This window comes from Anabaenopsis elenkinii CCIBt3563, from assembly GCF_015245355.1.
Taxonomy (GTDB): Bacteria; Cyanobacteriota; Cyanobacteriia; order Cyanobacteriales; family Nostocaceae; genus Anabaenopsis; species Anabaenopsis elenkinii.
The window spans coordinates 561,859-577,284 of sequence record NZ_CP063311.1 but is presented as its reverse complement, the minus strand read 5'-3'; the positions used below and the strand labels follow the sequence as shown (position 1 = coordinate 577,284).

Here is a 15,426-nt window from a genome sequence, read left to right as displayed (position 1 = left end):
TCAGGATTTACGGTTACTCAGCGATAGCCTGGGTGGCGTAGCCATAGTCGAAGTACAGGATTTAAGGATGAACAGCATGAAAACAGGTATTTTATCGTCTATTAACAATTACTGCCTTATGCCTTCTGCCTTGCCATAACGACAATTTTTAACGCCTACCTACTGAGAATTATGTAATCAATACTGGACACAAACCGAATAAGAACCTCAGGCGAAGATTTTATTTTGCACTAATTTGTAATTCAACTCGTTGTCCAAGTACCGCTAAAGTCCTTTCCATTGTAGATAATTTTGTAGCATGGTGGGGATCTAGAATACGTCTGACTTCCTTTTCATGGATATTAAGAATAGATGCAAGTTCAACCTTACTCATACCCTTCTCACGCATTGCTAAATATAGTGCAGCTTTTAATGCTGTCTGCGCTGGTAGTGCTACTAAATACTCCCCTTTTTTGGGTTGTGATGGCTGGGGTATTTCTAACTTATCAGCAATATGCACAGCGATGGATTCTTCTAAGCAATCAGCAGCTTCATTTAGTGCTTTTTCTAGAGAATCTCCTTGAGTAATAGCTTCTGGTAAATCACGAAATGTCACCACAAAGCCACCATCTTTTTCATCAGCAGTCAAGAGGGCTGGATACACAAATCGAGTCATAATTATCCCAGTATTAAAGTTCATGTTCTTCAATTCCCAGTTGATTTAACATTGCTTTGAAAGTGCCAGTTTTTAATTCATCTTTCGGGTGGCGAACTATGGGACAATTACAAGCAATCAATATCTAGGCTATCAGCCGGGACAATTACCAGTAGCTGAGTTAGTTTGTAATCAGGTGTTATCTTTGCCCATGTTCCCAGAACTGACACAGTTACAGCAAGACCAGGTGATTTATGCTGTGAAAGACAGCTTGGGGTAGAGAAGTATTACTCAGAGGTTGTTGAATAAGTTTTCAACAGGTAATTTTCATCTTAGGGAACAGGGAACACCGGAACACCGGAACACACCGACCACACAAAAAACAATAAAATCCAGTCCCCTCCCCTTGTCAGGGGAGGGTTAGGCTGGGGTCAAACAATAGTTGATACACTAATCATGACTTGATAAACATCCTCTGAAATCCTGGACATCCTGATTGGTGACAATTTCATTATCTAAACTATAATTGTAATAAAGAATTTTATTTTTATGACAATTCCCATAACTATTAACTTACCCGAAACTTTAGCTGCTTCTGTCCAGCGTCTGGGAAAAGCAACAGCGCGAGAGGTATCAGACGTTTTGCTTGACACCCTAGAAATAGTATTGCCTACTTTAGATAATCTCTCAGAAATGAGCATTAATTCAAACATTGCTGATATTTCTGATCAGGAAGTTCTAGAATTAGCTAATTTAAAAATGGATGTAGTGCAAAATCAACGCTTGGGAGAACTACAAGCTAAAGGAAAAAATACCGGTTTAACAGCAGGAGAACGTTATGAATTATTAATTTTAATGTCCCTTTATCAAATGGGACAATTAAGAAAATCTGAAGGTTTAGCCGAAGCTGTTAAACGGGGAATAAAAACTCCTTTATCACCATGAGTTCTCTATCTGAAACCATACGCCAAAAAGTGAGAGAACGGGCAGAAAATCGCTGTGAGTATTGCCTTAGTCATCAAGATTATATTATGGGCAGATTGCAAATTGATCATATCCAGCCTTTAGCTAAGGGAGGAGATGATACAGAAGATAATCTGTGTTTAGCTTGTGAATTATGTAATCAATATAAATGGACGCAAACGGAGGATTTAGACCCTCAATCTGGCAAAATAATTTCTCTATTTAATCCTCGTCAACAACAGTGGCAAGAACATTTTACTTGGAGTTCAGATGGAACAGAAATTATTGGTCTAACTGCCTGTGGTCGAGCCACAATCAAGGCGTTAAGATTGAATAATACTTTAGCTGTTACTGTGCGTAAAAATTGGGTTAAAGCTGGTTGGCATCCACCATGCTCTGATCATTTATAAATTTAAAATATCGAACTATTTACATCTGCAATTTATGTACAAAAACGATATCTTTGTAGGCAATACTAAACCCCAGAAGTGTTGTAGGAAAATAGGTTAAAGTATTAAAAGTTAATATATGTGTTGGGTTTCGTTTCCTCAACTAAGAATCTCCGCGGGTGCGGTGACGGTGGAGCCATTACTACCAATGATCCTCCACTAGCGGCAAAACTACGGATACTCAAAGAACATGGGCATAAAAATCGCTATTACTTAGAATGGGAACACAAAGACCCTGTTGATAGAGTGGTTGTAGCCGTTGCCAAAATAAACCACGCCTTTATTATTACAGCAGACCGAAAAATAGCTGATTTCTACCCTTTAGTAATTTGGTAAATCACTATAAAAAAGCTTCTGGTGAATGACAACTCGTTAAATTACCCTTCACCAACACAATTTAACGCCTTCACCAACACAGTCTTCTTCACATCGAAGAAGTTAAACGAACAAACAAAAAGGAAAAAAACACCATGACTAAGAAGAACATCCGCCCCCAACAAGTTGCACCTGTTGAACGGGAAACTACCGCTACTTCAAAGGATCAAAGCGGTCAGGTTACACCCCTGGTATGAAGATCCATTTGCGGGCGACGACGCGGAGTAAGTCACCTCATTCTATCACTCACCTCAAAAAAGGTCAAAAGTCTGTTTCCAAATCCCTTGGCGCACGGTTTGCCTCGATGAATTGACGGACAACCTCTGTCAGTTCGGGGGTTTCAGATACCTGGCACGGGGGTGGTGAGAAACGGGACTGGGATTTTTTGGGGTTAGTGGTTGAACCTACTTTTGTGAGATGAACTCCAGCCAACAGCTTACTACCCCAGTGGCATTGGCTTGGAGTCTTCTCCTTCGGTTTATACTTTTGGCAAAAGCCTTTATACTTTTTGGCGCATTCTTCTAAATTGTTTCCTAGCCGCATAAAAGCCGGATGCCATTGTGTTAAACCATCATTGGTTAGGCGTTCATAACTGCCATAGTTACTAAAATCATAGAAAAAACTCTGGCGCATTTTGGCAGCTTTAGGATTAGCGTGAATGTAGCGTAAAGTATTTAATGCTCTGTCTCTATCTGAAGAAGGAAACCCATCACAGTAATATCGTTTCTCCCAAAAGTGTCCTGTTCTTCTTAACATCCGATTAAAACACATTGCTGTGTACCAGTTGAGAAAGTGCATAATTTTAGGTAAATCTTCTGGCTGTTTAGGTGCAATCAAATAATGAACATGATTTGACATAATGCACAAACCATAAAGCTGGAAATTGTATTTATTCAAAGCCTTTTTTATCCCATAAAGAAACACTTCCCGACATTCCCGCCGTGAAAGTTTAAATTCGCGGTTATTGCAACGAGTTGTTATGTGATAAGAGTATCCAGGTTTGATATTACGAGGTTTTCTAGGCATAATTCAAGGAATAATTAATAATAATGGTATCTAATCAAAATCTGAATAATATAAATCATAATATTCGTTATATTAACGAACACAAACAAGCATTTGATATTGAATATTTTTATCCCTTAGATATTTTTGAGGATTTGGCAGGACAAGCTCAAAATTGGGGAATTGAATGTTCTTGTAAAATTGATCATGATAGATTTTATCCGGCTCGATTTAACTTCTTTCCCAACAAATTTACCTTTAAAGAAGTTAGTTTAATATTTGACTTATTCCGAAGAGTTGAAACTAGGTGTGATGTTAAGTTAGATTATCGAACGATTAATAAATTTTTGGGTAATAACTTTGATTTTAGCAAAGTCACAAAAATTGTCACTGGAGTAGATTTACGAGAAAATTTTTCTGCTTCCAGGTTAAAATTTTGGTTTTGGATTGATAATTATTCAGAAAAACTAGAAACAGCAATCTCTTTGGTAGGTGATAGAGAAGATTTACGATTACTGTATGTTAAGAACAGTTGGTTAGTAGGTTTTGATTTCTATCTCAATGGCAAGAGTACCATCGAACTTTATCCAAGTATGAGTAAGGAAGAATTGCAGAGACTAGATGTAAAGTTAAAATTATCTCAAGTTTTATCTGCACCAGCATTCAATGTTTTAGATAATTTTAGCTCAGTTTTAATTGGCTTTACTCAAGAAAATCAAGATAGACTAATTTATGGCTACTTGATAAGTCCTAATGAGTTTATAGATAATTTACAGAATGATATTGCTAATAAAGTTAATAGTTTTTATCGAGGTAAAAATGTGTTAAATACAATGATATGTTTCAAAGAAAAAGAATTAATTGCTGGTTCATTAGATAATTTTAATTTGTATTACCAAATGAGTTAACATAAAACTACTAAAATGTAGGTTGGGTTAAGCGACAGCGCAACCCAACAAAATCATTGATAATGTTGGATGTAGTCCAAAATCAACGCTTGGGAGAACTACAAGCTAAAGGAAAAAATACCGATTTAACAGCAGGAGAACGTTATGAATTATTAATTTTAATGTCCCTTTATCAAATGGGACAATTAAGAAAATCTGAAGGTTTAGCCGAAGCTGTTAAACGGGGAATAAAAACTCCTTTATCACCATGAGTTGTCTATACTGAAACCATAGGCCAAAAAGTGAGAGAACGGGCAAGAAATCGCTGTTTGTAATTATTAGCAGGTGCGAACAAATTATCTAATTACTAGAAGTTATCATCCAAACTAAAATACCTAATATGACATCAACAGGAGGAAGAGGATAATCAGTAAAATCAATTGTGACAGTTTGTTCTGTTAATTGTAGAAATCGCCAAGCAGTGCCATTAGTTACGCTACCATAAATTGTAGCAATGGGTTGATTATTAATTTCATTAAATTTTTGAGCAGCAATCATTTCCGCAATGCACTGACCAATACCAGGATTTAAGTCTGCTTTTTTGGCTTCCACAATCATCACCGCCGGTGCTTCAACTTCTAACTGTTCCGGTGAACGACTCAGAACAAAATCACAGACTCCATTCAATCCTAAAGCCGAATCTACAGTAAAATCTGTACCAGAAAATAAACTAATTTTTCTTTGTAATATCTTACGGACTTCTAGTAAAACCGGACTAATGATTAACTCAGAACGTGCTTTTTTACTTCCTGTTGCTATAGCTAAGAGGATGTTTGGAAAGTGTTAAACAGGTAATTTTTATATTAGGGAACAGGGAACAGGGAACAGGGAATAGGGAGGAGGGAGGAGGGAGCAGGGAATAGGGAATGGGGAATGGGGAATGGGGAATGGGGAACGCACAAAAAACAATAAAATCCAGTTCCCTCCCCTTACAAGGGGAGGGTTAGGGTGGGGTGAAACAATAGTTGATACACTAATCATACCTTTTAAAACATCCTCTAAGGGTAAGCTTTCTGCTAGAAAATCTGTCAGAGTCGCACTAGCAGCAATGGGCTTGATTTCTGGCAGAAACTTTTGATCTTCAATGGTGTTTATGCCAAAGGTTTGCTTAACTTTTCTAAGAGTAAAATCACTGTATGACATAATGTAAATATTAATGTATACAAAACAAAAATGGTCTGAAATTCAGGTAAAATCTACATGAAAGTCTTATGTAAAAATCAACCAACAGCAAAACCTGTATATTGTCTCACTAAAGGTTCATGAAATGCTAAAACAATATCTGATTTTGGCACTCCTAATTTAACTAACTCATCCGCTATGCCAATTTCAGTTCCATCATGTTGTATCCAAATTTTATGATCTTTAATATCCAAATGTAAAACACAACCATGCTGCCGTTTTCTGTTTTTCCAACCCACATACATCAATTGATAATGGTCGCCAACGGTATCAAAAATCAATTGTTGTTCAATTTCATCCTTAGTTGAACCTAATTGAGCATATTCTGTGATCACTTGTTTGACATAATTGCGATATTGTTCTAGTTTTTCCATGCTACAATTACCTCTTGAATCGGATCATAAATCATGATTTTAAGTTGGGAACGCTCAACAACTGTTTTAATAAACTGCAATTGAAAGAAAGAGTAATAAATTCCTGAAGGAACAGCTAAATATAAAACTCGTTCTGGTTGTTGTTCTTCTAATGCCAAATGATAATTAAAAAATTGTCCAATGGCTTGATGAAATTGAGAGATATTAGATGTACCAATAAAACTCTTAATTTCCACTGCTATTTTTTCTCCTTCTCTTTCAGCAGCTAAAACTTGCTCTGCACCGAGATCAATATACATTTCTACATCACCAACTTCAATCCTTAAAGGATCATCTGTAATCACCCAACCCTCTTTTTCTAACCCAATCCTAACAGCATCATGAAAAATATCTTTAGCTGGCATTAACTTTATTATAAAAAAATAAAAAATTAGACTTTTTACCCATAATTATTATAACACCAATTACAACAACACAATCAAAACCATGCCTAACCTGACAGACATCCCCGGAATTTCCCAAATTTGGACACGCACAAAAGGCGACCCCCGGATTAAAATTGCTATCCTTGATGGTGCAGCCGACTTAGAACGTAGTTGTTTTCAAGGGGCAAATTTTAGTCAATTTAGACCCTACTGGTCAGAAGATATTGAACTCAACGAAGAATATTATTATTATCTCAATTTATCTTTAGAATTTAACCAACAACAAAAAGATAAAAAAGACGACCCCGACCACGATAAAGGAGAAGCGAAAAAAGAACGAGAAGCATTTTTTGCCCCCTTTCCTCCTGCTATTAGACAACGGATAGACTTATCAAGTCATGCTACTCACATTTCTAGCACTATCTTAGGGCAACACGGCACACCCGCCCCAGGGATTGCTCCTTTATGTACAGCATTAAATATTCCCATTTCCTTTGCTGATGATGATTTTATTTCCCCCATCAACCTCACCCACGCCATTAATACAGCTTTGCAATGGGGTGCAAATATCATCCATATCGCCGCTTGTCACCCCACCCAAACCGGAGTAGCACCAGATTTATTTGCCCGTGCTGTCAAACAATGCCAAGACAATAATATGTTAATTATTGCCCCTGGTGGTAACGATAAAGGGGAATGTTGGTGTATTCCTTCAATTCTTCCCGGTGTAATTACCGTTGGTGCAATGCGGGATGATGGCCAGCCGTTTAAATTTAGCAATTACGGGGGAGAATATCAAAATAAAGGTGTAATGGCCAATGGGGAAAATATCTTAGGCGCACAACCGGGAACAGAAGAACCTATCAAACAACAAGGTACAAGTTGCGCTGCACCTATTGTTACAGGTATTTCTGCATTATTAATGAGTTTGCAATTACAACGGGGAGAACAACCCAACGCCGAAGCAGTGCGGGAAGCGATTTTAAACAGTGCTATTCCCTGTAACCGGGAAGATGTGGAAGAACCAGAACGGTGTTTATTAGGTAAGTTGAATATTCCCGGTGCGTTTCAATTATTGACAGGAGAAAGGTTAGAACCTCACCCCCAACCCCTCTTTGATCAGGAGAAGGGGGTAAAAATCTCTTCTTCCCAGGTAGATTCCCCGGTAGAACCTGGGAATGCTACATCAGAGGCTCTGACCCTCACTATACCGTCAGGCAAAGCCTTGGAGAAGACATTCTCAGCCGGAGACTGGGAAGGAAACTCTGGTGTAGCAGTTGCTACGGCTCCAAGAAATGAAATAACAGAAGGTGTTACCCCTAGTGCGGCTTCTAAACTTGTCTATGCTTTGGGTACTATTGGTTATGACTTTGGTGATGAAGCCAGAAGGGACTCTTTTAAACAATTAATGCCAGCAGTGAATATTGACGGTGCAATTATCCCTGCTAACCCTTATGATAGTCGGCAAATGGTTGATTATCTGTCAGCAAACCCCAGCGAAGCTAAACCTTTAATTTGGACTCTCAACCAAGAACTAACTCCCATTTATGCTTTAGAACCCGTTAGCGGTTTTGCTGCTGATATCTATGAAACTCTAATTGCCATGTTAGAGGGACAAATTCAACCAGAAGACAGTGATGATTTTGTGGAACGGGTGAGTATTCCCGCCAGGTTAACAGATAGAACTGTGGAGTTATTTTCTGGTCAAGTTGTACCTGTAATTACTCTAACTAATACTAGGGGAATGTATGGCTGGAAAGTCAACAGTTTGGTAGATGCAGCTTTGCAAACTGTGATTACGGAAGGCACACCACCAGCCCAAGAAATGGCAATGCGGAAAGCTTTAAGTAGTTTCTTAAATCGAGTTTACTATGATTTAAAAAATGTAGGAAAAACTGCTAAAGATCGGGCGCTGAATTTCTCTGTGACTAATGCTTTTCAAGCGGCTTCTAGTTTTAGCCAAGCTATTGCTACGGGTATGCAGCTTGATAGTATTGAGGTAGAAAAAAGTCCTTTCTGTCGGATTAATAGTGATTGTTGGGATGTGAAATTAAAGTTTTTTGACCCGGAAAATGGCCGCAGAGCTAAAAAAGTTTATCTGTTTACTATTGATGTTAGTGATAGGATTCCTGTAACTTTGGGTCAAGTTCGTTCTTGGTCTGTGCCGAAATAAGAGCTATCGACTTCGCTCACCGACCGCACAAAAAACAATAAAATCCAGTCCCCTCCCCTTACAAGGACAAGACTTGGTGGACAAGGTGGACAAGGTGACAAGGGAGAAAAACAGTACAAAGTCTGTATTTTTAGTAAGAAAAATAGCCCCTTAAAAGACCATTGTCCGTATAAAATCTTCCTTGTCCACTTTCCTTCCTTGTCTTCCTAGTCTTGCCTTCAGAGATCATATTAAAAACCTACCCTTGCAAGGAGAGGGTGGGGTCAAGCAATAGTTGATACACTAATCATGACTTGACAAACATCCTCTGAGAATCAGAGGTGAAGTTAAATAATTGCTCTGCTGTTAGCACTAGCTAAAGCTTCAACTAAACCCCGCACTGCAGCAATCATCGCCACTTCACTGTTAAGTTGATTAATTGCAGAACCAACACCAACCCCAGCAGCATCGGCGGCGATATCGACAAAAGTAGCGCCACCGAGTTCAGCTGCTTTGATAGTAGCAGCAACGCGATCGCGATCAAAGTTATTCAATCCGCTAATAACTTTCAGTACACGGCGGTCAGCAAAGGCACTTTGGAGAGTAGAATGGGGATAGATTGTCATAGTTTTTCTATTCAGGAACCAAGAAATCAGACCTATTTTAACCTTACTGAGTGACTAGTAATCGTAGAGCCTGGAAAATTGCCTGTTTACCCAACAAAAAAACTTTACTGTCTGGTATATGTGTTTGTGGTTATACACAAGACAGAGACATCGCTGCTGCACAAGTAATGCTTTACTGGGGAAAAGGGATTCTACCGGAGTCAGGAACTGGCTTCGTTGTCGTAGAGTCGCCTAGCTCTACCACATCTACCAGTAAGCATAAGCTTGCTGGAGCGATGCGGCAACTAGGGGCAAAGAAGCGACAAAAATCTACAGAAAGTTTTGCTAAAAACGAACTGAGGGAGGTAGAAACCTACAGTTCAGGCGAAGCCAACTGTGGGTAGTTCATGATAAAAATATCAAAAAATATCAAGTCGCCAGAATTTTACGGAACCAAACATGGGTAGTATTTGGGAAATTGATTTTTACTCTCGGCCAATTTTAGACGAGAAGCAGAAAAAAGTTTGGGAAGTCTTAATATGTGAAAGTCCGTCGGATATTCGCACCAAACCGGAATCTTTATTCCGTTATGCCAAGTATTGTCCCAGTACTCAGGTAAATTCGGTTTGGTTGCGCACTGCTTTAGAGGAGGCCATTGAGAAGGCTGGGGAAGCACCAATCAAAATCCGCTTCTTTCGCCGTCAAATGAATAATATGATTACTAAAGCTTGTCAGGATGCGGGTATCCCTGCTCAAGCTAGCCGCCGGATTTTAGTTCTTAATCAATGGTTAAAACAGCGAATGGAGGAGGTTTATCCTCAAGAACCCGGATATCAACAGGGAACCAATGCATCGGTGCGTTTAGAAAGTCCTTTACCCCAACGTTTACCGGATGCTTTGGAGGGGGAACAGTGGGCATTTGTGAGCCTACAAGCTGCTGAATTTGCCGATATGTCGGAGTGGGATATTGGTTTTGGTGAGGCTTTTCCCTTAGAACTGGCAAATATATCCGCAGAAACTCGCATTCCAGGCGTCTTAATTTTTTCCAGTAGAGCCTTACCTATAGCGGGGTGGATGTCCGGTTTAGAGCTGGCTTGCTTGAACTTTGATACTAAACAAGGGCAAAGATTAATTTTAGAAACTGGTGCTACTGAAAGTTGGATTTTGGCTAATATCAACAACCCGCAAACTTTAGCAGAAGCCAAAGGTTATGAAAAAGCCAAACAAGAGGCTAATGGGGTGCATTTTATTGGTGTCCAGTCTGACCCTCAAGCAGAATCTTTTACTGGATTTTGGCTGCTCCAAAATTTAAATCTGGCCTAATTAGGAAGGAGGTTTGAGCCGTTAACCAGGATATAATCAGTATTTATTAACACAGCATAATAATTTGCACTGAATTTTCTGGGTGCAGACAACGCGGATAAGTACCCATCATTTGGGATAATTATCTGCGTTGATTTATTTGATCGGTGATAAATCTAAATACCACAATTGGGCGAGGGTCATGGGTTCTGAAAATTTCTCACAAGACACCCTAGCAGAACAGCTGCTAGAACTAGCTATTAAATCGGGAGCGGAAGCAGCAGAGGTATATCAGTCGCGATCGCTTTCTCGTCCCGTCTTTTTTGAAGCTAACCGTCTCAAACAGATAGAAAGCAGCGAATCTGACGGTACTGCACTACGACTGTGGCGCGATGGAAGACCAGGACTCACGGTAGCTTATGGTTCTGTCTGTCCACAAACAATGGTAGAACGCGCTCTAGCCTTAAGTCGTTTCACTATACCCGAATCAGTAGATTTAGTCAAGAATTATCAGCCGAATTACCCAGATATAGGTAAACCTGTATGCTTAGAAGTATTAGTAAATTGGGGGAAAGAGGCCATCGCCCTCATCCGTGATGTTTATCCCGATGTGGTTTGTAACAGTGACTGGGAATGTGATGTGGAAACTACTAGACTTTCTAATACTGCCGGTTTAGATTGTTACTACACAGACACTACCCTCAGTTCCTACATGGACGCGGAATGGGTCAAGGGAGATGATTTTTTGAGTGTTGCTGATGGACAAACCCAGAGGGATGTTCTACACCCGCAAAAATTAGCTAATCAAATTTTACAAAGATTAAATTGGTCTCTAAACAACGTCCCACCTCCCATGGGTAGGGTTCCGGTGTTGTTTACCTCCAAAGCTGCGGATATGCTTTGGGGAACCGTACAAGCGGCTTTGAATGGTAAGCGGATTTTAGAATTAGCTTCTCCCTGGGTAGAACGCCTAGGTCAACAGGTGATGTCGTCTAGTCTCACCCTCTACCAAGATCCACAAGCTGGCCCCTATAGTTGTCCTTTCGATGATGAGGGGATTCCTACTACTGGTGTAGTTTTTATCCAAAATGGAATTTTACAGAATTTCTATTGCGATCGCACTACAGGCCAGAAAATGGGTATAAAAACTACTGGTAATGGTTTTCGCCCTAGTTTTGGCAGTTATCCTAGTCCTGGCTTATTTAATTTTTTGATCCAGCCTGGTTCAACATCCCTACAGAAATTAATTGCCCAAATGGATGAGGGTTTAATTGTAGATCAAATGCTCGGGGGTGGCAACGGTATTTCTGGTGACTTTTCCATTAATGTTGATTTGGGTTATCGTGTCAAAAACGGTGAGATCATTGGGCGTGTTAAGGATACCATGGTGGCAGGCAACGTTTACACAGTTCTCAAACAACTAGTAGCATTAGGTAGTGATGCTGATTGGAATGGCTCCTGTTATACGCCATCCTTGATAGTAGAAGGATTATCTACAATTGGTAAAGTGTATTGAAAAACCATGATTAAACTTGGCCAGGGCTTCCACTCTCCTGGCTTTCAAAAACCACCGATTCTCAACAAATATAGTTTTCCAAGGGTCAAGCAAGATTATTTGGTGGCTAATTTATAACTTCAGAGTCATTCCATATCAGCCTTCCAAGGATATATATATAACGGTACAGGGTTTATCAGTCCATAACAGAAAAACAAGTGCACAAGGTTTTGTGAGACACTAGATTGTCTGTGTCTAGTGACTAAGAACTCAGTATCTGCTGATATTGATATTTTAACATGTGGCTTTCTATTCTGACTCAGCGCTGTCGTATCTGGTTGCAACCCACAAGAGGGTTAGCGATCGCGGAGGCTTGTATTATTGGTCTGGTCGCGGCCCTTAGTGCGGTATGCTTGAAAATGGGAGCGGGATGGTTAGGTACTTGGCGGGTACAGACCACTCAAATTGTCCCACCATGGTTGTTATTACCGACCATTGGTATGAGCTTTGGGTTGATAGCAGGGTATTTAGTCAATAGATTTGCGCCAGAAGCTTCAGGTAGTGGTATCCCCCAAGTTAAAGCCACCCTTGCTAATGTGCCAATTAGACTATCCTGGCAAGTGGCAATTGTCAAGTTAGTTACTGCCATCATTACCCTAGGTTCCGGTTTGAGTCTAGGGCGACAAGGGCCCACGGTTCACGTAGGCGCAGGTTTAGCAGCTGGGATGAGTCGCTGGGTTCCCACTTCCCCAGACCATCGCCGTCAGATGATTGCAGCTGGTGCGGGTGCTGGTTTAGCTGCGGCTTTTAATGCCCCCATTGCTGGTGTATTATTTATTGTCGAGGAATTACTTCAAGATTTATCAGGGCTGACTTTAGGAACCGCCATTATTGCTTCCTTTATTGGTGGTGTGGTCTCCCGGCTTTTGGGTGGGGGAAGTTTACAACTTAACCTAGAATTGATCCAATACTCTAGTAACTTCTCTTTACCAGAAATTCCGTTTTTTTTGGGATTGGGAATTTTAGCAGGGTTACTGGGTGCATTATTTAATCGTGGTATTATCACAAGTATTAAAATTTATCAAAATCTCCGCCTCAGCTTACCGGTAAAAATGGCTATAGCTGGGTTTATTTCCGGTTTAATAGTGGCAATCCTGCCGGAATCATTCCGTAATTATGCGGGGTTAAGAGAGTATATGATTATTAGTCAACCTAATATACCTTTTGCCGCGATCGCCTTTTTATCTCAGTTTCTCCTCACTCTCATTGCTTTCGGTTCCGGTGCGCCTGGGGGGTTATTTGCACCTAGTCTGATTTTGGGTTCTTGTTTAGGACATCTGGTAGGTGTATCCGCCTCTTATTTCTTAGCAGTGGATTCTCCCACCACCTACGCTTTGGCGGGTATGGGAGGGTTTTTTTGTGCAGTTTCTAAAGTACCCATTACAGCCATTGTAATTGTGTTTGAAATGACTACAGATTTCAATCTGGTATTACCTTTAATGATTGTCTCTGTAGCTGCTTACTTGGTTTCCGACAAAGTAATTCCGGGGTCCCTCTACGACAAACTATTACAGCTCAAAGGGATCACTATTACCAAAGCAGTTTCTAACGAGGGGATATTAGGGAAATTAACAGCCAATGATGTTATGCAGCATCGGGTCGAAACCCTAGATGCAGACATGACCTTAGAAGCAGCAATGCAAGTATTTTCTCGTTCCCATCATCGCGGCTTTCCGGTGGTAGATGATGGCAAGCTGGTAGGAATGATTACCCAATCGGATTTAGTGACTAAGCGCGATAGTCACTCCTACATCCTCGACCAGAGCCAACCCCCACAGAAGGTACTCTTAAGGTCGATTATGCAGCCCTCCCCCATGACAGTACAACCCCTGGATCACCTCACCCATGTGTTATATTTACTGGATAGGTATCAAATTAGCCGCCTACCGGTACTAGAAGGGCAGAAATTAGTCGGCATTATTACCCGTGCAGATATTATCCGCGCCCAAGCTGAACACCTCAACTATGGTAATGTCAGTACAGTCCACACAGAACCCTCTTACCTAGTTTATCAAACGCGATCGCCCAACATTGGCAGAGGGAGATTATTAGTCCCAGTGGCCAATCCCCAAACCGCCACTATTCTCTTACAAATGGCCGCCGCTATTGCCCGCGATCGCCACTATGAAATAGAGTGTTTACAAATCATTTTAGTATCCCGCCACACTTCGCCATCAGAAACACCAGTCAAAACGGTTCACAGTCGCCGCTTACTACGCCAAGCGGAAGTTCTAGCCAAAAAGTGGAAAATTCCCCTACACACCCAAATTAGAGTCGCCCACGACCCCGCCCAAGCCATATTAGAAACCATCAACGAACGACACATCAACCTAATTTTGATGGGGTGGAAGGGTCAAACCTCTACCCCTGGGCGAATTTTTGGCAATGTTGTAGATACCATCATTCGCCAGGCCACCTGTGATGTCATGTTAGTCAAACTGGGGAAAATTCCCCCATCTGTTCAACTCCTGACCGAACCACAATTAACCCCCTCTACCTCTCCTCAATTTAACCGTTGGTTGGTGACAATGGCTGGGGGTCCCAATGCGACAGCGGCGATTAAACTCTTACCTGCTTTAGCCACCTTGGGGGAACATCCATATATTCGCCTCACCCAAGTGTTTAAACCCTCCCAGTTACAACCAGATATGACGGTTTTAGAACAAGCCATCCGCATCTTAATGGGTCGTCGTCAGTTATCCAGTCATGTGGTTGCTATCCCCCTACAAGCTGACTCCGTGGCCGAAGGAGTGATTAACCTGGTCAAAGAGGAAGATTATGATGTAGTAGTTTTAGGAGCTTCCCGTGAGGGGTTATTACAGCAAGCAGTACAAGGTAATATCCCAGAGGCGATCGCCTCTGGGGTAGACTGTACAGTAATTTTAGTCAGAGGCGCTATTAGTAGTTAGAGTCCAAAAACACTACCCACTAGAAAAAGTATCTTAGAGGATGTTTGTCAAGTCATGATTAGCGTATCGACTATTGCTTGACCCCACCCTAACCCTCCCCTTGTAAGGGGAGGAGAATGGATTTTATTGTTTTTTGTGCGGTCGGTGAGCGAAGTCGATAGCGATAGCGTGGCGTTAGCCATACCGTGTTCCCCAATCCTTCCCAATCCTTCGGTGTTCCCTGTTCCCTAAGAGGATGTTTGATAAGTCATGATTAGTGTATCAACTATTGTTTCACCCCACCCTAACCCTCCCCTTGTAAGGGGACGGGACTGGATTTTATTGTTTCGGAGTGTCCCCCATTCCCTGCTCCCTGTTCCCTGTTCCCTGTTCCCTGTTCCCTAAGATAAAAATTACCTGTTGAAAACTTATCAAACAACCTCTTAACAGCAATAATTATGAGCCGAAATCATGGCTTGATAGTATCAGTTAGTTACTAGTAGTACAGTAAACCAGGGATTAAAATCATCATAAATAGCATGATTTATGTACGTTATTCATGTTTCATCA

General features: G+C 40.8%; 14 protein-coding genes and 4 pseudogenes. 12 read left to right on the top strand and 6 right to left on the bottom strand.

All coding sequences use genetic code 11. The features are described 5' to 3' along the window. Window positions 1-220: 220 nt before the first annotated feature. Complete coding sequence (locus IM676_RS02640; protein WP_200988852.1) at window positions 221-679, bottom strand: type II toxin-antitoxin system HicB family antitoxin; 459 nt, start codon at window positions 677-679, stop codon at window positions 221-223. A gap of 94 nt (window positions 680-773) precedes the next feature. Between IM676_RS02640 and IM676_RS02635 the strand changes: the two are divergent. From IM676_RS02635 to IM676_RS02615, 5 genes and pseudogenes are all read left to right on the top strand, one after another. Further along, window positions 774-914 (top strand): annotated as a pseudogene (locus tag IM676_RS02635) (DegT/DnrJ/EryC1/StrS family aminotransferase); the annotation flags it as partial. Between the two features lie 269 nt (window positions 915-1,183). Further along, entirely contained in the window at window positions 1,184-1,579 is a 396-nt protein-coding gene (locus tag IM676_RS02630; protein WP_200988851.1) for a hypothetical protein, read from the top strand. Beyond that, window positions 1,576-2,007: an HNH endonuclease gene (locus IM676_RS02625; protein ID WP_200988850.1), complete on the top strand. Its 432-nt coding sequence runs from the start codon at window positions 1,576-1,578 to the stop codon at window positions 2,005-2,007. The genes IM676_RS02630 and IM676_RS02625 overlap by 4 nt, the downstream gene beginning before the upstream one ends. Before the next feature lie 141 nt (window positions 2,008-2,148). Next, window positions 2,149-2,265: pseudogene (locus IM676_RS02620) on the top strand (DegT/DnrJ/EryC1/StrS family aminotransferase); the annotation flags it as partial. 251 nt (window positions 2,266-2,516) lie between these two features. Beyond that, on the top strand, window positions 2,517-2,618 hold the full coding sequence (locus tag IM676_RS02615; protein WP_200988849.1) for an anacyclamide/piricyclamide family prenylated cyclic peptide: 102 nt from the start codon (window positions 2,517-2,519) through the stop codon (window positions 2,616-2,618). A gap of 64 nt (window positions 2,619-2,682) precedes the next feature. Here IM676_RS02615 and IM676_RS02610 read toward each other — a convergent pair whose 3' ends face one another. After that, the gene (locus IM676_RS02610; RefSeq protein WP_200988848.1) at window positions 2,683-3,447 is read right to left on the bottom strand and encodes a transposase; all 765 of its coding nucleotides are present in this window, start codon (window positions 3,445-3,447) and stop codon (window positions 2,683-2,685) included. Window positions 3,448-3,470: 23 nt separating this feature from the next. Between IM676_RS02610 and IM676_RS02605 the strand changes: the two genes are divergently transcribed. Together IM676_RS02605 and IM676_RS02600 are read left to right on the top strand one after the other, a co-directional pair. After that, the gene (locus IM676_RS02605; protein WP_200988847.1) at window positions 3,471-4,334 is read left to right on the top strand and encodes a LynF/TruF/PatF family peptide O-prenyltransferase; all 864 of its coding nucleotides are present in this window, start codon (window positions 3,471-3,473) and stop codon (window positions 4,332-4,334) included. Between the two features lie 62 nt (window positions 4,335-4,396). Continuing rightward, window positions 4,397-4,585 carry a hypothetical protein gene (locus IM676_RS02600; protein ID WP_200988846.1) on the top strand — a complete coding sequence of 63 codons (189 nt, stop codon included), beginning with the start codon at window positions 4,397-4,399 and terminating at the stop codon, window positions 4,583-4,585. An 88-nt stretch (window positions 4,586-4,673) separates the two neighbouring features. Here IM676_RS02600 and IM676_RS02595 read toward each other — a convergent pair. The 3 genes and pseudogenes from IM676_RS02595 to IM676_RS02580 all read right to left on the bottom strand — a co-directional run. Then, window positions 4,674-5,138: pseudogene (locus IM676_RS02595) on the bottom strand (hypothetical protein); the annotation flags it as partial. Between the two features lie 455 nt (window positions 5,139-5,593). Then, window positions 5,594-5,929, bottom strand: a complete 336-nt coding sequence (locus tag IM676_RS02585) for a XisI protein (protein WP_200988845.1) — start codon at window positions 5,927-5,929, stop codon at window positions 5,594-5,596. Continuing rightward, window positions 5,917-6,333 (bottom strand): XisH family protein, encoded by a 417-nt coding sequence (locus IM676_RS02580; RefSeq protein WP_200988844.1) that lies wholly within the window; start codon window positions 6,331-6,333, stop codon window positions 5,917-5,919. The genes IM676_RS02585 and IM676_RS02580 overlap by 13 nt, the downstream gene beginning before the upstream one ends. An 82-nt stretch (window positions 6,334-6,415) precedes the next feature. Here IM676_RS02580 and IM676_RS02575 point away from each other — a divergent pair, with 82 nt between their 5' ends. Continuing rightward, a complete protein-coding gene (locus IM676_RS02575; RefSeq protein WP_200988843.1) occupies window positions 6,416-8,527 on the top strand; it encodes a S8 family peptidase in 2,112 nt (703 codons plus the stop codon). A 433-nt stretch (window positions 8,528-8,960) separates the two neighbouring features. On the opposite strand, the pseudogene IM676_RS19680 reads toward IM676_RS02575, so the two are convergent. Continuing rightward, a pseudogene (locus tag IM676_RS19680) lies at window positions 8,961-9,132 on the bottom strand (DUF561 domain-containing protein); the annotation flags it as partial. A gap of 50 nt (window positions 9,133-9,182) precedes the next feature. On the opposite strand from IM676_RS19680, the gene IM676_RS02565 reads away from it, so the two are divergent. The 4 genes from IM676_RS02565 (at window position 9,183) to IM676_RS02550 (ending at window position 14,877) form a co-directional block, all read left to right on the top strand. After that, a complete protein-coding gene (locus tag IM676_RS02565) occupies window positions 9,183-9,515 on the top strand; it encodes a hypothetical protein (RefSeq protein ID WP_225880436.1) in 333 nt (110 codons plus the stop codon). Window positions 9,516-9,570: 55 nt separating this feature from the next. Continuing rightward, window positions 9,571-10,434, top strand: a complete 864-nt coding sequence (locus IM676_RS02560; protein WP_200988841.1) for a Tab2/Atab2 family RNA-binding protein — start codon at window positions 9,571-9,573, stop codon at window positions 10,432-10,434. Window positions 10,435-10,615: 181 nt separating this feature from the next. Next, a complete protein-coding gene (locus IM676_RS02555; RefSeq protein WP_200988840.1) occupies window positions 10,616-11,929 on the top strand; it encodes a TldD/PmbA family protein in 1,314 nt (437 codons plus the stop codon). Window positions 11,930-12,207: 278 nt separating this feature from the next. Then, a complete protein-coding gene (locus IM676_RS02550; protein ID WP_200988839.1) occupies window positions 12,208-14,877 on the top strand; it encodes a chloride channel protein in 2,670 nt (889 codons plus the stop codon). Window positions 14,878-15,426: the final 549 nt, after the last annotated feature.

Coding starts and splice junctions, on each gene's coding strand:
- IM676_RS02610 (WP_200988848.1), bottom strand. CDS start 3,447: ATGCCTAGAAAACCTCGTAATATCAAACCTGGATACTCTTATCACATA.
- IM676_RS02555 (WP_200988840.1), top strand. CDS start 10,616: ATGGGTTCTGAAAATTTCTCACAAGACACCCTAGCAGAACAGCTGCTA.
- IM676_RS02600 (WP_200988846.1), top strand. CDS start 4,397: ATGTTGGATGTAGTCCAAAATCAACGCTTGGGAGAACTACAAGCTAAA.
- IM676_RS02630 (WP_200988851.1), top strand. CDS start 1,184: ATGACAATTCCCATAACTATTAACTTACCCGAAACTTTAGCTGCTTCT.
- IM676_RS02615 (WP_200988849.1), top strand. CDS start 2,517: ATGACTAAGAAGAACATCCGCCCCCAACAAGTTGCACCTGTTGAACGG.
- IM676_RS02585 (WP_200988845.1), bottom strand. CDS start 5,929: ATGGAAAAACTAGAACAATATCGCAATTATGTCAAACAAGTGATCACA.
- IM676_RS02605 (WP_200988847.1), top strand. CDS start 3,471: ATGGTATCTAATCAAAATCTGAATAATATAAATCATAATATTCGTTAT.
- IM676_RS02625 (WP_200988850.1), top strand. CDS start 1,576: ATGAGTTCTCTATCTGAAACCATACGCCAAAAAGTGAGAGAACGGGCA.
- IM676_RS02580 (WP_200988844.1), bottom strand. CDS start 6,333: ATGCCAGCTAAAGATATTTTTCATGATGCTGTTAGGATTGGGTTAGAA.
- IM676_RS02575 (WP_200988843.1), top strand. CDS start 6,416: ATGCCTAACCTGACAGACATCCCCGGAATTTCCCAAATTTGGACACGC.
- IM676_RS02550 (WP_200988839.1), top strand. CDS start 12,208: ATGTGGCTTTCTATTCTGACTCAGCGCTGTCGTATCTGGTTGCAACCC.
- IM676_RS02640 (WP_200988852.1), bottom strand. CDS start 679: ATGAACTTTAATACTGGGATAATTATGACTCGATTTGTGTATCCAGCC.
- IM676_RS02560 (WP_200988841.1), top strand. CDS start 9,571: ATGGGTAGTATTTGGGAAATTGATTTTTACTCTCGGCCAATTTTAGAC.